Raw genomic sequence first — 17598 nt, 5'->3', positions numbered from 1 at the left:
AGCCTAATCGGCACCGCCGACGCTCCCACCACCCGGCGACTCCGCGTCCGTCCGGATGACGATGTCTCCGGGGAGGATCAGTCGATGAGGGCGGAGACCCGGGCGCGGATGCGGTCGGCGATGCGCTCGGGTGCGTCCGCGGCATCGATCACGAGGAACCGCCCAGGCTCCGCGCGGGCCAGGTCGAGGTAGGCCTCGCGCACGCGGGAGTGGAAGGCCTCCTTCTCGGCCTCCAGCCGGTCGAACGGCTTGTCGGCCGAATCGAGGCGCATGCGCGCGGTGGCCGGATCGAGGTCCAGCAGGACGGTGAGATCCGGAAGAGCCCCTTCGGCGGCCCAGAGCGACAGGTCGCGGATCTCCGTGGCGTCCAGAACACGTCCGGCGCCCTGGTAGGCCACCGAGGAGTCGAGGTAGCGGTCCTGCAGCACGATCTCACCGCGAGCGAGTGCGGGTCGGACGACCGTGGCGACGTGGTGTGCGCGATCGGCGGCGTAGAGCAGCGCCTCCGCACGCGGGGCGATGTCGCCGCGGTGGTGGAGCACGATGTCGCGGATGAGCTGCCCGACCTCGGAACCTCCCGGCTCCCGGGTGCGCACGACCGTCTGACCGCTCTGCTCCAGCCAGGTGGCCAGGAGGTTCGACTGGGTGGTCTTCCCGGAGCCGTCCCCGCCCTCCAGCGTGATCCAGAGGCCGGAGCCTGCGGTCACGAGTCCGCCTTCTGTGCTGCCTTCGCCGCCGCATTCGCCGCCCGGGTCGCCGCCGCCTTCTTGGCCGCCGCGGAACGGGCCGCGGAGGTGGTCGACGTCTTCGCCGTGGACTTCTTCGCGGTGGAGGCGGCCGTCTTCGCCGGAGCCTTCTTGGCAGGGGCCTTCTTGGCCGGAGCCTTCTTCGCGGGAGCCTTCTTGGCCGCTCCGCGCTTGGGCGCCGGACCCTTGGCGCGCTTGTCCGCGAGCATCTGCACGGCGATCTCGAACGTGATGTCGTCCGGGGTCTGTCCGCGCGGGATCGTGACGTTCGTCTCACCGTCGGTGACGTACGGCCCGAACCGGCCGTCGCGCACACGGATGGGCTTGCCGCTCACCGGGTCGGCGTCGAACTCGGCCAGCGCGCTCGACGCCCGGCGGGCGCCGTACTTGGGCTGCTGGTAGATCTCCAGTGCCTGCTCCAGAGTCACGTCGAAGATCTGCGACTCGCTCTCCAGCGACCGGGAATCGGCGCCCTTCTTCAGATACGGACCGAAGCGCCCGTTCTGCGCGGTGATCTCGTCACCCGTCTCCGGGTCGACGCCGACGACGCGGGGCAGGCTCAGCAGCTGCAGCGCGGTGTCGAGGTCGATCGTGTCCACCGACATCGAGCGGAACAGCGAGGCGGTGCGGGGCTTGGGCGCCGCTTCCTTCTTCGCGCCGCGCTTCCCCTTCGCGCTGGGTGCCTGAGCCTGTCGAAGGTCGACGACCTCACCGGTGGCCTCGTCGACGGCGGCATCGTCGGAGACCGGATCGTTCTCCTGCACGTAGGGACCGAAGCGGCCGTCCTTGACGACGACGACCTTGCCGTTCTCCGGGTTCACGCCGAGGACGCGGTCGCCGGCGACCGGCGCATCGATGAGCTCCTGGGCCTTCTCCGCCGTGAGCTCGTCGGGAGCGAGGTCTTCGGGGACGTTGACGATGCGCGGCTTGGCCTCCGGATCCTTCGGGTCCGCCACCTCGAGGTAGGGGCCGTACTTGCCGAAGCGCAGCGTCGCAGTGTCGGTGATCCGCGTCGAGTTCAGCGCGCGGGCATCGATCTCCCCGAGATTGTCGACGACCTGTCGGAGCCCCACGTGCGAGTCGGAGCCGAAGTAGAACGACTTGAGCCACTCCACGCGGTTCTGCTCGCCGCGTGCGATGGTGTCGAGATCGTCCTCCAGCGCGGCGGTGAAGTCGTAGTCGACGAGCTCGGCGAAGTGCTCCTCGAGCAGGCGCACCACGCTGAACGCGAGCCATGTCGGCACGAGGGCCTGTCCGCGCTTGACCGCGTACCCGCGGTCGAGGATGGTCTCCGGGATCGTGGCGAAGGTCGACGGACGGCCGATGCCCTTCTCCTCGAGCACCTTCACCAGCGAGGCCTCGGTGTAGCGCGGCTTCGGCGTGGTGCGGTGCCCCTTCGCCTCCGCGGCGGACACGGCCAGCTCATCCCCGACGGAGACCGCGGGCAGGGACTGGTTCTCGGCGGCGTCCGCGTCGCTGCGCTTCTCGTCACGCCCCTCTTCGTACGCCTCCAGGAAGCCCTTGAAGGTGTAGACGGTGCCCGAGGCAGTGAACTCGGCGGTCTGGCCGTCCGCCTCGACCGCGATGGTGACGGTCGTCGTCTCGTACTTCGCGTCCGACATCTGGCTGGCGACGGTGCGCTTCCAGATGAGGTCGTAGAGCCGCTGCTCCTCGCGGTCGAGCTCGCCGGACAGCGAGGACGGCGTGCGGAAGTTCTCCCCCGAGGGACGGATCGCCTCGTGCGCCTCCTGGGCGTTCTTGCTCTTCGACTTGTACACGCGCGGCTTCAGGGGCACCGCGCTGTCGCCGTAGAGAGCCACTGCCTGGCTCCGCGCCGCCTGCACCGCCTGGGTGCTCAGCGCCGTGGAGTCGGTACGCATATAGGTGATGTACCCCTTCTCGTAGAGGCGCTGGGCGACGCTCATCGCCTGCTTCGCACTCATCGAGAGCTTGCGCCCCGCCTCCTGCTGCATCGTGGAGGTCGTGAACGGTGCATACGGGCTGCGGGTGCCGGGCTTGGCCTCGACCTTGGTGACGGTTCCCGCCCCCGCGGCGTCGACGGCTCGCGCCAGGGCAGCCGCCTTGGCCTCGTCGAGGACGACGACCGCCTTCTTGAGCTTCCCGGTGTCGTCGAAGTCGGACCCCCGGGCGAGCTGTCCGCCGTCCACGCGCACGAGGCGGATGCGGAAGGAGGTGCCGGTCGCCGCGGCGTCGGCGTCCACGTCCCAGTACTCCGCGGACACGAAGGCCATGCGCTCGCGCTCACGGTCGACGATGAGGCGCGTCGCGGCGGACTGCACCCGACCGGCGGAGATCCCCGTCTTGACCTTGTACCAGAGCACGGGCGAGACGTCCCACCCGTAGAGGCGGTCGAGGATGCGCCGGGTCTCCTGCGCGTCGACGAGGGCATGGTCGAGCTCGCGGGTGTTGCCGACCGCGGCCTGGATCGCGTCCTTGGTGATCTCGTGGAACACCATGCGCTTGACCGGCACCTTCGGCTTCAGCGTCTCCAGTAGGTGCCAGGCGATCGCCTCGCCCTCGCGGTCCTCATCAGTGGCGAGCAGGACCTCGTCGGCGTGCTTGAGCGCGCGCTTGAGTTCGGCGACCGTCTTGGTCTTGCGGTCCGACACCACGTAGTAGGGGTCGAAGCCGTTGTCGATGTCGATGGAGTACTTGCCGTACGCCTTCTTGTCCTCGGCCGGGATGTCCTTCTTGTCGGCGAGATCGCGGATGTGGCCGACGGAGCTGAGCACCTCGTAACCGTCGCCGAGGTATCCCTGAATAGACCGCATCTTCGTCGGGGACTCGACGATGACGAGCTTCTTGCCTTCAGCCAAGGGGCGTCCTTTCTTCGAAGCACACCATACACACCGCTATTCGGGGTCGTTCACAGCGGGCGAGGGGTAAGGCCGCCGTCATGATTCCTCGGGTGGCCCGGCGCGGGCTCGGGAGACGGCGGCGAGTCCAGCGTACGCCGCCTCCACAGACACGGTCGCCACATACCCTTCCAGCGAACAGCTCGTCAACGCCGCCCCGCCTGCCGCGGCGACCCTCGCCGCGAGCGCGCACGGCTCATCCGCCGTCGCCACGGCACCGCTGGCGGCATCGGCCGCGGCGAGTGCGGCGGCGTCGGCCGCCCCCGCCGCGCGCTGTGCCGTGACCGCCGCACCGCCCACCGCCGCGAGCCCGACGGACAAGGTCGCGCTCACGACGAGGAGGGCGGCCGCGAGCGCCGAGCCCGCCATCAACGGCCCCCATCGAGTGCGCAGCTCGAGGCGCGCAAGGGGAAGCTGATGACGGCGCCGACCGAGACCCGGAGGGTCACCGTGGCGCACACCAGGTCCCCGGTGGAGGCGAACGAGGCCCCGGCGCCGGGGACCGCCGCGTGCACGATGCGCGCAGCCGTCGCCGTGTCCTCGCCCCGTCCGAGCAGGCGGGCTGCGTCCGCTGCCGCATCCTGGAGCGCCACCTGCCGGGACGCGGCCGCGAGAGCCCCGGCCCCGAGCAGCAGCACCAGCACGACGGCGGGCAGCGCCATGGCGAGCTCCGCCGCGACGGCGCCTCGTTCGCTCCCGCCGCGCGGTCGCTCGCGAGGGGCCGTCACGACACGGTCAGGGCGCGGCGGACAAGCCCCGTGAGGATGCCCCGCACCTCATCCGAGCGCATGATGGCCACCAGCAGTCCCGCGAACGCGACAGCGGCCATCGTGGTGATGGCGTACTCGGCGGTCGCCGCGCCGGTGTCGTCCCCGAAGAGAGCGAGGGCGCGGCGTCGGTTCAGGGTGGGAAGGGTGTCATTCATCTTTGGTACCTCTTTCTTCATCGGTGTGGAGGGGGTCGTCAGGTCGGCAGCGGTGTGGCGGCGAACACGCTGAGCAGCAGCGGTGCCACGCCGAGCAGGAGGAACGCCGGCAGTGTGCAGACGCCGAGCGGAAGCAGCAGGCGCGTGGAGAGCCGAGCAGCGCGAAGACGACCGTGGATCCGTGCCCGGTGCCGGTCCTGCGCCGCGGTCGCGCGGAGGAGCTCGACGGCGGGGACGCCGGCCGCACGGGAGAGATCGAGCACCTCTTGCACACGGTCGCGTCCGGCCGCATCGACCACCCTCGTCTCTGCCACCAGTTCGACAGCGCGGTCGATCGGTGCGCCTCCCGCCAACGCCACCCCCACGAGCTCCGCAGCCATCCCCGGGGTCCCCGGCTGCGGCCGCGCGCGGCGCAGCAGAGCCTGCGTCCAGAGCCGGGCGAGGACGACGAACACCAGACCGGTGACGACGCAGGCGGCCCCCAGAGGGTTCCCGACGATGACGCCCCAGGCGTCGAATCCCAGCGCGACGCCGAGCAGCAGACCGACCAACGGCATCCAGAGCAGCAGGCGCGCCGTGCCCGCAGGCTCGGCGAGCGCGACCCGCACGTCGTCAGCCGCGGATGCGGCGTCGCGCAGAGCCTCGGCGATCGAGCGCAGCACATCGGCCAGTGGGGCCCCGACGGTGGTGGCGATCTCCCACGCCGCCGCCAACTCCGTCCACATCCCGCCCTGCTCCTCGATCGCGGAGACCAACGACACACCCTTTTCCGTTCGTGCCAGCACCGCCACGGCCACCGGGTCTCCGGTGCTCGCCAGATGACGCCAGGCGACGAGCGGGACCGCGCCGGCCTGGAGCAGCACCGCGAGCGTCTGCACGGAATCGGCGACGTCGGATCCCTGCTCCGCCGACGGTGCGTGCGCGACGAGCCTCACCACGGCTGCACCTCCTCGATCGCGAGACGATCCGCCGCCATCACGAGCCGGCCGGCCTTCGCGAGTCGCCGCGTCCCGCCCGGCGCCCGCTCGAGATGGAGCACCATGGTGAACGCGCTCACCGCCTGACGCCCGAGGGCCACCACGTCCATACCGGCGAGCGCTCCCAGCGCCTCCAGCCGCGCCGGCACGTCGGCCAGGCCGCTCGCGTGCAGTGTGCCGGCCCCGCCGTCGTGTCCGGTGTTGAGAGCAGTGAGGAGTTCTCGTACCTCCTCGCCCCGGCACTCTCCCACCACGAGCCGATCCGGTCGCATCCGCAGGGACTCCCGCACCAGCCGCGCGAGATCGATCCCACCCGCTCCTTCCAGGTTGGCCTGACGCGCCTCCAGCGCCACGTGGTGCGGATGCCGGGGTCTGAGCTCCGCCACGTCTTCGATGGTGACGATCCGCTCACCGGGTGGGGCGGCGGAAAGGAGCGCCGACAGCAGCGTCGTCTTTCCGGTTCCGGTCCCCCCGGTGAGGAGGAGGTTCGCCCGGTCGCGCACGAGTCCGCCGAGCCATCGCTGCTGCCGGGCGTCGAAGGCACCGCGTTCCGCCAGGGCGTCGAGGTCAGCCACGTGTACGCGAGGAACCCGGATAGAGATGGCGGTGCCCTGCGCAGCGATAGGGGCCAATGCGGTATGCACGCGCACCCCGGAACCGAGCCGCACATCGACGCACGGCGTCTGGTCATCGAGATGGCGGCCGCCGAGGGCCACGAGGGCGACGGCGAGGTCACGGACTTCGCGCTCCGTGGCGCGCCAGGACGGCACGCGCTCCGCGCCGCTTCCCCGGTCCACGAACAGCGTGTCCGCGCCGTTCACGAACAGGTCCGTGACGTCCTCGTCGAGGAAGGCGGCGAGCGGAGCGAACGCCGGCTCGTTCCGGAGCGCCTCCTGCGGGGCGCGCACCGGATCCGTGGGCCCTGAGGGCCGCGGGTGGATGACGAATCGATCGGGCATACGGCGACGCTAGGCGGCCTGCGGACCTCAGCCAGCGGACGTGCGTGGGCGCTCACAGAGCATGTGCACAACCCCACGGACCGACCCGCAGTGGAGGAGCGGGCGGAGGGCATCGAACCAGAGAGAGCGCTCCCATGAGAAAGGGCGGCACCTCACGGGGGGAATGAGATGCCGCCCACGGCGGCTCTCGATCGGGGGAATCGGGCGCGCCAGGGCCGGAATGAGATTTCGGCTGTCGTCGAGTGTACGCAAGGCGACCGTCCTGACAAAACCCATCCGAGTACCGACTTTCGGCAGTATTCGGCGGTCAGGGGCGGGGATAGATTCGCCCTGACCTGGTCGCACTCCCCCCTGCGGCCATGCCTGCATGACCCGAACGCCGCAAAGGAGCGCCTGCCGATGAGCAGTCAGATCGATCACCTTCTCGACGAGACCCGGCGCTTCGCGCCGTCGGAGGAGTTCGCCGCCCAATCCGTCGCCTCGCAGGAGCTCTACGAGCGCGCAGCCGCGGACCGCGAGGGCTTCTGGGCCGACCAGTCACGCGAGCTCGTGCACTGGCACAAGCCCTTCACGCAGGTCCTCGATTGGAGCAACCCGCCCTTCGCCAAGTGGTTCGACGACGGCGAGCTCAACGTCGCGTACAACTGCCTCGACCGTCACGTCGAGGCCGGCAACGGCGACCGCGTCGCGCTGTACTGGGAGGGCGAGCCCGGGGACAGCCGTCGCATCACCTACGCCGAGCTGACCGATGAGGTCAAGCGCGTCGCGAACGTGCTCGAGGGGCTCGGCATCGGTCAGGGCAACCGGGTCGCGATCTACCTGCCGATGATCCCGGAGGCGATCGCCGCGATGCTCGCCGTGGCCCGCGTCGGCGCGATCCACTCGGTCGTCTTCGGCGGCTTCAGCGCGGACAGCCTGCGCTCCCGGATCGACGACGCCGGCGCCAAGCTCGTCATCACCGCGGACGGCGGCTACCGCAAGGGCCGCGTCTCGGCGCTGAAGCCTGCGGTCGACCAGGCCCTGGCCGACCGCGGCGAGGGCGAGCAGCAGACCGTCGAGCACGTGCTCGTGGTCAAGCGCGGCGAGAACGACGTGGAGTGGACGGACGGTCGCGACCTGTGGTGGCACGACGTCGTTCCCGCGGCCTCGGCCGACCACACCGCCCAGGCCTTCCCGTCCGAGAACCCGCTCTTCATCCTCTACACCTCGGGCACGACGGGGAAGCCGAAGGGCATTCTGCACACCTCCGGCGGCTACCTCACCCAGGCGGCGTACTCGCACAAGAACGTCTTCGACCTGAAGCCGGAGACCGACGTCTACTGGTGCACCGCCGACATCGGCTGGATCACCGGACACAGCTACGTCACCTACGGACCCCTCGCCAACGGCGCGACCCAGGTGCTGTACGAAGGCACCCCGGACACCCCGCACCCGGGCCGCTGGTGGGAGCTCATCGAGAAGTACAGGGTCTCGATCTTCTACACGGCCCCGACCGCGATCCGCTCCTTCATGAAGATCGGCCGGAGCGTCCCGCAGAAGTTCGACCTGTCGTCGCTGCGTCTGCTCGGCTCGGTCGGAGAGCCCATCAACCCCGAGGCGTGGATGTGGTACCGCGAGGTCATCGGCGCCGGCACTGCCCCCATCGTCGACACCTGGTGGCAGACCGAGACCGGCGCGATCATGGTGTCCGCCCTCCCCGGCGTGACCGCCACGAAGCCGGGCTCCGCGCAGGTGCCGCTGCCGGGCATCTCGATCGACGTGGTGGACGAGCAGGGCGTCGAGGTCGGTAACGGCAACGGCGGTCTCCTCGTGGTCACGGAGCCCTGGCCGAGCATGCTGCGCGGCATCTGGGGCGACCCCGAGCGCTTCCGCGAGACGTACTGGGAGAAGTTCGAGGACAAGGGCTACTACTTCGCCGGCGACGGCGCCCGCCTCGACGAGGACGGCGACCTCTGGCTGCTCGGCCGGGTCGACGACGTGATGAACGTCTCCGGCCACCGGTTGTCGACCGCGGAGATCGAGTCCTCCCTCGTGGCACACGAGGCCACCGCCGAGGCCGCTGTCGTCGGCGCATCGGACGAGACCACCGGTCAGGCGGTCGTGGCGTTCGTCATCATCAAGGAGAGCTACCTCTCCGCCCACGACCCGGCCGGACTCGCGCAGCAGCTGCGGCTCTGGGTGGGCGAGCAGATCGGCGCGATCGCGCGTCCCCGCGACGTGTACATCGTGGGCGAGCTGCCGAAGACCCGCTCCGGGAAGATCATGCGACGCCTGCTGCGCGACGTCGCCGAGGGCCGCGAGGTCGGTGACACCACGACGCTCGCCGACACCGCCGTGATGAGCATCATCTCCGCCCAGGTCAAGTAACGCGAGACCCCGGGTTCACGTCGAGACCCCCTGCTGCAGATGTCTGCAGCAGGGGGTCTCGACGTTTGCGCGGGGTCTCGGCGGGCCGGGCGCGGGGACTACGCGAGGCGGAACGTGACCTCGACCTCGACGGGGCTGCCGAGCGGGAGCTCCGCGACGCCGACAGCAGCGCGAGCGTGCCGTCCCTCCTCGCCGAAGATCTCGCCGAGCACCTCGCTCGCGCCGTTGATGACGGCAGGCTGTCCGGTGAAGCCCTCCGCAGAGCCGACGAAGCCGCCGACGCGGACCACACCGGCGATCCGATCCACACCGCCCGCGACATCGGCGGCCGCGGCGAGCGCGTTCAGGGCGCACGTCCTGGCGTACGCCTTCGCGTCCTCTGCGGAGACCTCCGCGCCGACCTTGCCGGTCGCGGGGAGGGCGCCGTCGACGAACGGGAGCTGGCCCGACGTGTAGACGAGTCCGCCGTGCACGACCGCCGGCACGTAGGCGGCGACCGGAGCGGCGACGGCGGGCAGCTCGATGCCGAGCTCGGAGAGACGGGCGGCGACGCTCATGCCTGGCCTCCCTCGAACTGGCGCGAGGCCTCGGCGGCAGCGGCGAGACCGGCGTTGGCCGAGCCGTCCGTCGTCACGGGGCGCTTGAAGTAGGCGACCAGACCGCCTTCGGGGCCCTGCACCACTTGGACGAGCTCCCAGCCCTGCTTGCCCCAGTTGTTGAGGATGGCCGCGGTGTTGTGGATCAGCAGCGGCGTGGTGAGGTACTCCCACGTGGTCATGGCACTCCTGTCGATCAGGGCGCGTCCAGGGCAGACCGGGCCGCGCTCGTCAAAGCCGGTATTCAGGGAACTCCCCTACGATCAAGCGTATGCCCCAAAAGAACCGCACGGTGAAGGGCGTGCTCGGCGGTCTCGTCGGGCTCGTCGGACTGAGCGCCATCGCCGGTCTGCTGGTCACCGCCAGCGTCACCCCCGTCCTCGCGATGACCGGCGTCGCCGGCTCCACGGCACTGACGATCTTCGATGAGCTGCCCGAGGTGCTCAAGGTCGACACCCCGATGGAGCAGTCGACGATCTACGCGACCAACCCCGAGGGCAAGCCGGTCGTGCTGGCGTCGTTCTACGAGCAGAACCGCGTGCCGGTCACCTACGAGCAGGTCGCACCGGTCCTCTACGACGCGATCCTCTCCAGTGAGGACAAGAACTTCTACACCCACGGCGGCGTCAACCTCGGCGCGACCGTGAAGGCCCTCGTCGACAACGTGCGGGGCACCTCCAGCCGCGGCGCCTCGACGATCAGCCAGCAGTTCGTGAAGAACGTCCGCATCCAGCAGTGCGAGCAGAACGTCAACACGGCTTCCGAGACGTATGCGGACGAGCTGCAGCAGTGCTGGCAGGACGCCACCAACGCCTCTGGTGTGGACGGCATCGAGCGCAAGCTCCAGGAGATGCGCTACGCCATCCAGATCGAGAAGGACTACTCGAAGAACGACATCCTCCTCGGGTACCTCAACATCGCGAACTTCGGCGGCACGGTCTACGGGATCGAGGCCGCCGCGCGCTACTACTTCTCGACGTCGGCGGCGAAGCTCACCGTCGGCCAGGCGGCGACGCTCGCCGGCATCGTGCAGAACCCGAACACGTACCGCATCGACAAGCCCGGCGGAACGTACACGACCGACGACGGCGTCGCGCACAACTCCGCTGAGGACGGCTACAAGGACGCCAAGGATCGCCGCGACTACGTGCTCGGCCGCATGCTCACGGACGGCAAGATCACCCAGGCCCAGCATGACGAGGCGAAGGCCGCGGCGATCGAGCCCGCCATCAAGGTCCCCACCCAGGGGTGCGCGGCCGCCGGCCGCAACGCGTACTTCTGCCAGTACGTGAAGTCGATCGTCGAGAACGACGAGGCGTTCGGTGCGGACATCCAGGAGCGCCGTGACCTCCTGCGCCGCGGTGGCCTGAAGATCTACACCACGCTGGACTTCCGCGTGCAGGACCCGGCGGCCGAGGAGATGGCCAACGTCGTCCCCGCGAACTTCGACAACAAGTACTTCGGCGCTGCCGGCGTATCGATCGAGGTCGGCACGGGCCGCATCCTCTCCATCACGCAGAACACGAAGTTCTCGGAGACCCCGACCACCGACCAGCAGTACTCGTCGCTCGTCTTCGCCGGTGACCAGAAGTACGGCAAATCCGGCGGCTTCCAGGTCGGGTCGACCTACAAGCTCTTCACGCTCATCGACTGGCTCGAGAAGGGCCACTCCGTGCGGGAGAACCTGAACGGAACCGTGCAGACCAATCTGCAGATCCCGGTCTGCGGCAGCCCGCAGTCGACGGACACCGCGAAGATCGGCAACTTCGGCCGCAGCCGCGGCTATCCGGGGACGCCGATGACGTTCACCGCGCAGTCGCTCAACAGCGGGTACTTCGCGATGGCCTCCAAGCTCGACGTCTGCGACATCAACAAGGTCGCCGACAAGATGGGCGTCACCCTGGCCAGCGGCGAGAAGGTCACGGAGGAGAACGTCCCCTACGACGTCCTCGGCCCGAAGAACATCTCCCCCATCGCGATGGCCAACGCCTACGCGACGGTCGCCAGCGGCGGCACGTACTGCACGCCCCGCGCCATCGACAAGGTGATCGACGCCGAGGGCAAGGAGCGTCCGCTTCCCAAGGCGTCCTGCACCGAGGGCGTGCTCTCGAAGGAGGTCGCGGCGACCGCGGCCTATGCACTGCAGGGCGTCATGGCCGGCGGCGGCACCGGCGCGCGAGCCAACCCGTTCGACGGCACCCCGCTGATCGGCAAGACCGGGACACACGACCTGTGGTCGACCATGATGATCGAGTCCAGCACCAAGGTCGCGACCGCGGTCTGGGCCGGCCGCTCGAACGGCAACCACGACAACGTGTTCAACGTCTGGACCGGCAGTCACCTGCTCAACGAGGTGCGGTACCCCCTCGCGAGGGCCGCGCAGCATGCCGCGAACCAGGCGTACGGCGGCGACCAGTTCCCGGAGCCGGACGGCAACCTCATCCGACAGATCCGGGTCGACGTGCCGGATGTCGTCGGGCAGACCGTCGAGGAGGCGACCGCGACCCTCGAGCGCGCCGGTTTCGATGTCTCCGTGGGCGCCCCCGTGGACAGCGACAAGGCGACGAACATCGTCGTCGAGCAGAACCCGTCCGGTCAGGCGGCTGCCGGAGCCACGATCACGATCTCGCCCAGCAACGGCAAGGGCGCGACCGTCCCCGACGTGACGGGGCAGAGTCCGACCGAGGCGAACGCCGCCCTCGTCGCCGCCGGCTTCACGACGGTCGAGCGAGAAGGATCCTGCAACGCGGAAGGGGCGACCGTGACCGCGACGACCCCCGCTGCGAACTCCGCGGCCACGAAGGCCACGCCGATCCGAGTGTCGTGCAAGTAGGCGCGTCCCGCGCGGCGCACCCGGCCCTCATCGCGCTCGGCGCGGTGGGGGCCGTCGGTGTGGCCGCGGCGATCTGGGGTATCGGCATCGAGCGGTATCTGTTCACGGTGCGGGAGGTCTCGGCAGAGGCGCTTCCGACGGGCGCGGCGCCGCTGCGCATCCTGCATCTCTCCGATGCGCACATGGCGCCCTGGCAGCACCGGAAGCAGGACTGGCTCGCGTCCCTGGCCGACCTGAAGCCCGACCTCATCGTCAACACGGGCGACAACCTCGGGCACGAAGAGGGCTTGCAGGGCATCCGCCGGGCGTTCGCTCCCTTCGCCGGTATTCCCGGGGTGTTCGTGCACGGCTCCAATGACGTCAACGGCCCCTCCCCCCGGAATCCGCTGCGGTACTTCTCCGGACCGTCGCAGAAGCACCGCGAGCCCACGCTGCTCGACACGGCAGCGATGGACCACTACTTCACGGACGAGCTCGGCTGGGCCGACCTGAACAACACGGCGACGCGCCTCACGGTGCGGGGCGCCGCCGTCGACCTGTTCGGCGTCGACGACGCCCACCGCGACTGGGAGCGGCTGGACGTGCTGCCTGCGGCCCTCGAGGCGCTGGGCCCCCGAACGGATGCGACGCCGGTGCTCGGAGTCACGCACGCGCCGTATCAGCGCGTGCTCAACGGTTTCGTCGACCTCGGCGCGGACGCCATCCTCGGCGGGCACACGCACGGCGGGCAGGTCTGCCTCCCCGGCTTCGGGGCCATCGTGGCCAACTGCGACATCCCACTGAAGCAGGCCAAGGGGCTCAGCACCTGGACGCACGGCGACCGTTCCGTACCCCTGAACGTCAGCGCCGGCTGCGGACACTCGATCTACGCGCCGGTCCGCTTCGCGTGCCGCCCCGAGGCGACACTGCTCACCCTGACCCCGCGCGCCTGACCCGCGAGACGGATCCGCCACGCGGGTGGGAGGGCTCGATTCGGTGCTGGAGGCATTTCGCTGTAGACTCGGAGGGTTGCAAAACGGGGTGTGGCGCAGCTTGGTAGCGCGCTTCGTTCGGGACGAAGAGGTCGCAGGTTCAAATCCTGTCACCCCGACCAGTGACACGAGAAGGCCGCCCGCAGGGGCGGCCTTCTCTGTATCGGGATGTCGTGCGAGAGGGGAACGCATGGGGAGGCTCCTGCCACCGCCGCGACGTTCGACGCGCCTGTGGGCCGTCGCCCTCGGACTCCCCTTCCTCATCGGGGTGGCCCTCCTCACCCTCACGCCTGCCCGCGTGGAGCAGACGATGCCCAATCTGCTCGATCTCCTGCTTCGCGCTGTCCAGCGGCTCGGCTGGACGAGCCTGGACTTCACGCGCCTCGAGGTGCTGGCGAACATCGCCGTCTTCATCCCCGTCGGCGTCCTCGCCTTCCTGCTCGTCCCCCGTCGTACGTGGCCGCTGTCGCTGCTCGTCGGCCCCGCGCTGTCCCTCGCCATCGAGACCGCGCAGTATGTCGCCCTCCCCCATCGCGCTGCGACCGTGAGCGACGTGGTGGCCAACTCCACCGGCGCGACCATCGGCGTCGTCCTCGCGATATTCTGCACGCTGCTCGCCGCCACACCGTCCTCCCGGCCGCGAACACCTACAGTGGAGGCATCATGACATCGCCCTCTCTCGTCGCCTTCGACCTCGATGACACGCTCGCGCCGTCCAAGGGCACGATCGACCCGCAGATCGCCGCGCTTCTGGGTGAGCTGCTGCGGTCGGTGGAGGTCGCGATCATCTCCGGCGGCAACGAGGCGCAGTTCCGCTCGCAGGTCGTCGCTCAGCTCGCGGATGCCGATCCGGAGGCGCTCGCCCGCCTGCACCTGCTGCCGACATGCGGCACGCGCTACCTGCGGCATGACGGCACCGACTTCGTCGCGGTGTACGCGCATGACCTGAGCGACGACGAGAAGACCGCCGCCCTCACCGCCCTGCGCGAGGAGGCGGAGCGCCTCGGACTGTGGGAGGCGGAGCCCTGGGGGGAGATCCTGGAAGACCGCGGCTCGCAGATCACGTTCTCCGCGCTCGGTCAGCAGGCGCCGCGCGACGCGAAGCACGCGTGGGATCCGACGGGCTCGAAGCGCGGAGCCCTCCGCGATGCCGTGGCCGCACGGCTCCCGGGCCTCGAGGTGCGTTCGGGCGGCTCGACCTCGATCGACATCACCCGCGCGGGGATCGACAAGGCGTTCGGCATGCGGCAGCTCGCCACCCACACCGGCATCGACCTGACCGCGATGCTCTTCTACGGCGACCGCCTCGACGAGGGCGGCAACGACTACCCCGTCCTCGCGCTCGGAGTGCCGTCGGTGGCCGTCGAGGGCTGGGAGGACACGGCCGCCCGCCTGCAGGAGCTGCTGCCGACCCTCTCCACCCGGGTCTGACACGCTCGCCCGCACGACTTCGGCACGCCTGCACGACGGGAGGGCGGAGTCCGTCGTGCAGGCGTGACCTGGCCGTGCAGGTGGGTCAGTGCACCTCGATGCCGGCGGCGCGGGAGACGGGCACCAAGCGCGTGAGCTGGGTCACGTGGGCCGGCTCGAGCTCCGCGAGCGACGCGACGCCGAGCAGCCGCATCGTGCGCTCGATCTCGCTGCGCAGGATGGCGATCGTGCGGTCGACGCCCTGCCGTCCGCCCGCCATCAGGCCGTAGAGGTACGCGCGGCCGATCAGCGTGAAGTCGGCGCCCAGCGCGACGGACGCCACGATGTCGGCGCCGTTCATGATCCCGGTGTCGATCATGACCGTGAAGTCGTCGCCGACCGCACGACGGACCTCGGGCAGGAGGTGGAACGGGATGGGCGCGCGGTCGAGCTGACGGCCGCCGTGGTTCGACAGGACGATGCCGTCCACGCCCGCATCGCGCAGGCGCACGGAGTCCTCGACGTTCTGCACGCCCTTGATGACGATCTTGCCGGGCCAGATGTCGCGGATGACGGCGAGGTCGTCGTAGCTGATGGTCGGATCCATCGCCGCGTCGAGGAGCTCGCCCACGGTGCCGCCGGTCGTGCTCAGCGACGCGAACTCCAGCTTCGGGGTGGTCAGGAAGTCGAACCACCACCACGGCCGCGGGATCGCGTTGATGATCGTGCCGAGCGTGAGCTGCGGCGGGATGCTGAAGCCGTTGCGCTTGTCACGGAGACGGGCACCGGCGACCGGGGTGTCGACGGTGAACTGCAGGGTGTCGAAGCCGGCGGACGCGGCACGACGGGCGAGCTCGTAGGAGATCTCGCGGTCACGCATCACGTAGAGCTGGAACCAGTTCCGACCGGGCACGGGCCCCTGCGGCTCCCGGATCGTCGCCGCCTTGACGTCCTCGATCGACGTGGTCCCGAGGGTGGACAGGGTGAACGGGATGCCCGCGGCGGCCGCGGCTCCGGCGCCCGCGACCTCGCCCTCCGTCTGCATGAGGCGGGTGAAGCCGGTCGGCGCGATGCCGAACGGGAGCGCGGAGGGGCCACCGAGGATGTCGACGGCCGTGTCGACGTCCGGGGCCGGCTTGAGGATCCCGGGGTGGAACTCGACGTCCTGGAACGCCTGGCGTGCTCTGCTCAGCGACAGCTCGCCCTCGGCGGCACCGTCGGTGTAGTCGAAGGCGGCCTTCGGCGTGCGGCGCTTGGCGATCTTCCGCAGGTCGTCGATGGTGAGCGCGGCGTCGAGGCGCCGCTTGCGCCCGTCGAGCTCCGGCTTCTTGAACTTCATGAGCTCCAACAGCTCGGCGGGGTTGGGGAGCTGGCGCTGGACCATGTTCTGCCTCTCAGTTCTGCGGTGTGATGGCACGGGTGAGACCCGCGGCGGTGTAGTAGCCGGTGATATGGGTGCGGACGAGACGGCGGGCGGTGTCGGCGTCGCCGTCGTCGATCGCCGCGACCAGAGCGCGGTGCTCGGAGCGCAGGCGGGCGGCCATCCGATCCCAGTCGTCGACGGTCGCAGCCCCGGCGAGCACGTAGGACTCGATGGAGGAACGGAGCCCCGCCATCATCGCCGCGATGACCGTGTTGCCGCTGCCCTCGGCGAGGGAGAGATGCAGCTGCGCATCGAGGGCCAGGAACTCGGCCGGCGTGAGGGCACCGTCATCCATCGCGGTGAGCAGCTCGTGTGCCCGGGAGGTGTCGCGGTTTGAGGCGGCGGCCATGGCCTCGACGACCGCGTCCTCCAGCACGAGACGCGTGCGGACCACGTCGTCGAGCGGGAAACCCTGCGCGGCCACCTGGAGGCGCAGGAACGCGGACATGCCGCCGGTGGGGGTGGCGATGACGATGGCGCCCGACTGGGGGCCGGAGCCGGTCGCGGTGCGGATGAGCCCGAGCACCTCGAGCACCCGGAAGGCCTCCCGCACGCTCGATCGCCCGACGCCGAGGTCGCTGGCGAGGTCGCGCTCGGACGGCAGCCGGTCGCCCGGGCCGAGGCGACCGTCGAGCAGATCACGCTCGATGTGCTCGAGCACGAGTCGCCATGCACGCGCCGGCTGCTCGGTCATCCCGCCTCCTGTGGTCAGACCACAGGTTAGCGCGTGTGGTCAGACCACGCAATGCGGGACCGCTGCACCGCCGACCCACCCCTTTTCGTGCGTCCCGGCCGCTTGCGTACGCGCGCAGAGGGGTGGGTCGACCGGAAGGGGGTGGGTCGGAGGTGGGATCAGCCGAGACGGCCGCCGGACTCCTCCAGGTAGCAGGTGCCGCACAGCGACTCGTAGGTCGTGAGTTCGGGCGAGGAAGAACCGTCGGCGCCCTCGTCGATCGCGACCTGGTCGCCGTCGAACACGAACCGGCCGCCGACCACCCGGCCGTTGAACACCGCCTTGCGCCCGCAGCGACAGATCGTCTTCAGTTCCTCGAGCGAGTGCGCGATGGCGAGGAGCCGGGCTGATCCGGGGAAGGCGTGCGTGCGGAAGTCGTTGCGGATCCCGTAGGCCATCACCGGGATGCCGTCCTCCACCGCGATCCGGAAGAGGTCGTCGATCTGGGTCGGCGTCAGGAACTGCGCCTCGTCGACGAGCAGGCAGGCCACGTCGACGGGCCCCGTCGGGATGAGCTCCTCCTCCGTCGACCGACGCATGCGCTCCCGATGGATCGCGAAGAGCGCGCGGGCGTCGTCTTCCGGTCCGATGAGGACGTCGACCGGACGCGTGACCCCGAGGCGGCTCTCGATCTCCCCCGCACCCTTGGTGTCGATCGCGGGCTTGGCGAGCAGCACGTGCTGGCCGCGCTCCTCATAGTTGTAGGCAGCCTGCAGGAGGGCGGTCGACTTGCCCGAGTTCATCGCGCCGTAGCGGAAGTAGAGCTTCGCCACGGTCCCGGG

17 protein-coding genes and 1 tRNA gene are annotated in these 17598 nt (G+C 70.0%); 6 read left to right on the top strand and 12 right to left on the bottom strand.

Annotated elements, in window-relative coordinates; translation table 11 throughout:
* Positions 1-77 precede the first annotated feature (77 nt).
* From tmk to M4D53_RS00435, 7 genes are all read right to left on the bottom strand, one after another.
* Positions 78-707 carry a dTMP kinase gene (tmk, locus tag M4D53_RS00465; protein ID WP_259951394.1) on the bottom strand — a complete coding sequence of 210 codons (630 nt, stop codon included), beginning with the start codon at positions 705-707 and terminating at the stop codon, positions 78-80.
* Positions 704-3583, bottom strand: a complete 2880-nt coding sequence (gene topA / locus M4D53_RS00460; protein ID WP_259951393.1) for a type I DNA topoisomerase — start codon at positions 3581-3583, stop codon at positions 704-706. Before topA ends, tmk begins: the two co-directional genes overlap by 4 nt.
* Before the next feature lie 78 nt (positions 3584-3661).
* On the bottom strand, positions 3662-3991 hold the full coding sequence (locus M4D53_RS00455) for a helicase (RefSeq protein WP_187662110.1): 330 nt from the start codon (positions 3989-3991) through the stop codon (positions 3662-3664).
* Positions 3991-4284, bottom strand: coding sequence for a TadE family type IV pilus minor pilin (locus tag M4D53_RS00450; protein ID WP_259951392.1), 294 nt, complete (start codon positions 4282-4284; stop codon positions 3991-3993). The genes M4D53_RS00455 and M4D53_RS00450 overlap by 1 nt, the downstream gene beginning before the upstream one ends.
* A 62-nt stretch (positions 4285-4346) precedes the next feature.
* Positions 4347-4547: a DUF4244 domain-containing protein gene (locus M4D53_RS00445; protein WP_259951391.1), complete on the bottom strand. Its 201-nt coding sequence runs from the start codon at positions 4545-4547 to the stop codon at positions 4347-4349.
* Between the two features lie 38 nt (positions 4548-4585).
* A complete protein-coding gene (locus tag M4D53_RS00440; protein WP_259951390.1) occupies positions 4586-5485 on the bottom strand; it encodes a type II secretion system F family protein in 900 nt (299 codons plus the stop codon).
* Positions 5479-6483, bottom strand: a complete 1005-nt coding sequence (locus M4D53_RS00435) for a TadA family conjugal transfer-associated ATPase (protein WP_259951389.1) — start codon at positions 6481-6483, stop codon at positions 5479-5481. The genes M4D53_RS00440 and M4D53_RS00435 overlap by 7 nt, the downstream gene beginning before the upstream one ends.
* 399 nt (positions 6484-6882) lie before the next feature.
* Between M4D53_RS00435 and acs the strand changes: the two genes are divergently transcribed.
* Positions 6883-8850: an acetate--CoA ligase gene (gene acs / locus M4D53_RS00430; protein ID WP_259951388.1), complete on the top strand. Its 1968-nt coding sequence runs from the start codon at positions 6883-6885 to the stop codon at positions 8848-8850.
* A 98-nt stretch (positions 8851-8948) separates the two neighbouring features.
* Here the strand turns inward: acs and M4D53_RS00425 are convergent, their stop codons facing one another.
* Positions 8949-9407, bottom strand: coding sequence for a RidA family protein (locus tag M4D53_RS00425; RefSeq protein WP_187662153.1), 459 nt, complete (start codon positions 9405-9407; stop codon positions 8949-8951).
* Entirely contained in the window at positions 9404-9628 is a 225-nt protein-coding gene (sp36, locus tag M4D53_RS00420; RefSeq protein WP_060921874.1) for a Sp36 family protein, read from the bottom strand. Before sp36 ends, M4D53_RS00425 begins: the two co-directional genes overlap by 4 nt.
* 89 nt (positions 9629-9717) lie before the next feature.
* Between sp36 and M4D53_RS00415 the strand changes: the two genes are divergently transcribed.
* The 5 genes from M4D53_RS00415 to M4D53_RS00395 all read left to right on the top strand — a co-directional run bounded on the left by M4D53_RS00415 (position 9718) and on the right by M4D53_RS00395 (position 14681).
* Entirely contained in the window at positions 9718-12279 is a 2562-nt protein-coding gene (locus M4D53_RS00415) for a transglycosylase domain-containing protein (protein WP_259951387.1), read from the top strand.
* Positions 12270-13211 carry a metallophosphoesterase gene (locus M4D53_RS00410; RefSeq protein ID WP_259951386.1) on the top strand — a complete coding sequence of 314 codons (942 nt, stop codon included), beginning with the start codon at positions 12270-12272 and terminating at the stop codon, positions 13209-13211. Before M4D53_RS00415 ends, M4D53_RS00410 begins: the two co-directional genes overlap by 10 nt.
* Before the next feature lie 84 nt (positions 13212-13295).
* Positions 13296-13372: transfer RNA gene (locus M4D53_RS00405), tRNA-Pro, on the top strand.
* A gap of 68 nt (positions 13373-13440) precedes the next feature.
* A complete protein-coding gene (locus M4D53_RS00400; protein WP_187662155.1) occupies positions 13441-13917 on the top strand; it encodes a VanZ family protein in 477 nt (158 codons plus the stop codon).
* On the top strand, positions 13914-14681 hold the full coding sequence (locus M4D53_RS00395) for an HAD-IIB family hydrolase (RefSeq protein ID WP_187662156.1): 768 nt from the start codon (positions 13914-13916) through the stop codon (positions 14679-14681). The genes M4D53_RS00400 and M4D53_RS00395 overlap by 4 nt, the downstream gene beginning before the upstream one ends.
* Before the next feature lie 85 nt (positions 14682-14766).
* Here the strand turns inward: M4D53_RS00395 and M4D53_RS00390 are convergent, their stop codons facing one another.
* From M4D53_RS00390 to M4D53_RS00380, 3 genes are all read right to left on the bottom strand, one after another.
* Positions 14767-16044 (bottom strand): alpha-hydroxy acid oxidase, encoded by a 1278-nt coding sequence (locus M4D53_RS00390; RefSeq protein ID WP_259951384.1) that lies wholly within the window; start codon positions 16042-16044, stop codon positions 14767-14769.
* 10 nt (positions 16045-16054) lie between these two features.
* Entirely contained in the window at positions 16055-16777 is a 723-nt protein-coding gene (locus tag M4D53_RS00385) for a FadR/GntR family transcriptional regulator (protein WP_259951383.1), read from the bottom strand.
* 158 nt (positions 16778-16935) lie between these two features.
* Positions 16936-17589, bottom strand: a complete 654-nt coding sequence (locus M4D53_RS00380; RefSeq protein ID WP_187662159.1) for a thymidine kinase — start codon at positions 17587-17589, stop codon at positions 16936-16938.
* Between the last annotated feature and the right edge of the window lie 9 nt (positions 17590-17598).

The organism is Microbacterium meiriae (assembly GCF_025143875.1).
Taxonomy (GTDB): Bacteria; Actinomycetota; Actinomycetes; order Actinomycetales; family Microbacteriaceae; genus Microbacterium; species Microbacterium meiriae.
This window is presented reverse-complemented; position numbering and strand designations above follow the sequence as displayed.

Bases quoted from the DNA above. Each gene is read 5' to 3' on its own strand.
- M4D53_RS00385 (WP_259951383.1), bottom strand. From the start codon at position 16,777: ATGACCGAGCAGCCGGCGCGTGCATGGCGACTCGTGCTCGAGCACATC.
- M4D53_RS00435 (WP_259951389.1), bottom strand. From the start codon at position 6,483: ATGCCCGATCGATTCGTCATCCACCCGCGGCCCTCAGGGCCCACGGAT.
- M4D53_RS00445 (WP_259951391.1), bottom strand. From the start codon at position 4,547: ATGAATGACACCCTTCCCACCCTGAACCGACGCCGCGCCCTCGCTCTC.
- M4D53_RS00425 (WP_187662153.1), bottom strand. From the start codon at position 9,407: ATGAGCGTCGCCGCCCGTCTCTCCGAGCTCGGCATCGAGCTGCCCGCC.
- acs (WP_259951388.1), top strand. From the start codon at position 6,883: ATGAGCAGTCAGATCGATCACCTTCTCGACGAGACCCGGCGCTTCGCG.
- M4D53_RS00400 (WP_187662155.1), top strand. From the start codon at position 13,441: ATGGGGAGGCTCCTGCCACCGCCGCGACGTTCGACGCGCCTGTGGGCC.
- M4D53_RS00415 (WP_259951387.1), top strand. From the start codon at position 9,718: ATGCCCCAAAAGAACCGCACGGTGAAGGGCGTGCTCGGCGGTCTCGTC.
- M4D53_RS00395 (WP_187662156.1), top strand. From the start codon at position 13,914: ATGACATCGCCCTCTCTCGTCGCCTTCGACCTCGATGACACGCTCGCG.
- M4D53_RS00455 (WP_187662110.1), bottom strand. From the start codon at position 3,991: ATGGCGGGCTCGGCGCTCGCGGCCGCCCTCCTCGTCGTGAGCGCGACC.
- M4D53_RS00450 (WP_259951392.1), bottom strand. From the start codon at position 4,284: ATGGCGCTGCCCGCCGTCGTGCTGGTGCTGCTGCTCGGGGCCGGGGCT.
- sp36 (WP_060921874.1), bottom strand. From the start codon at position 9,628: ATGACCACGTGGGAGTACCTCACCACGCCGCTGCTGATCCACAACACC.
- M4D53_RS00390 (WP_259951384.1), bottom strand. From the start codon at position 16,044: ATGGTCCAGCGCCAGCTCCCCAACCCCGCCGAGCTGTTGGAGCTCATG.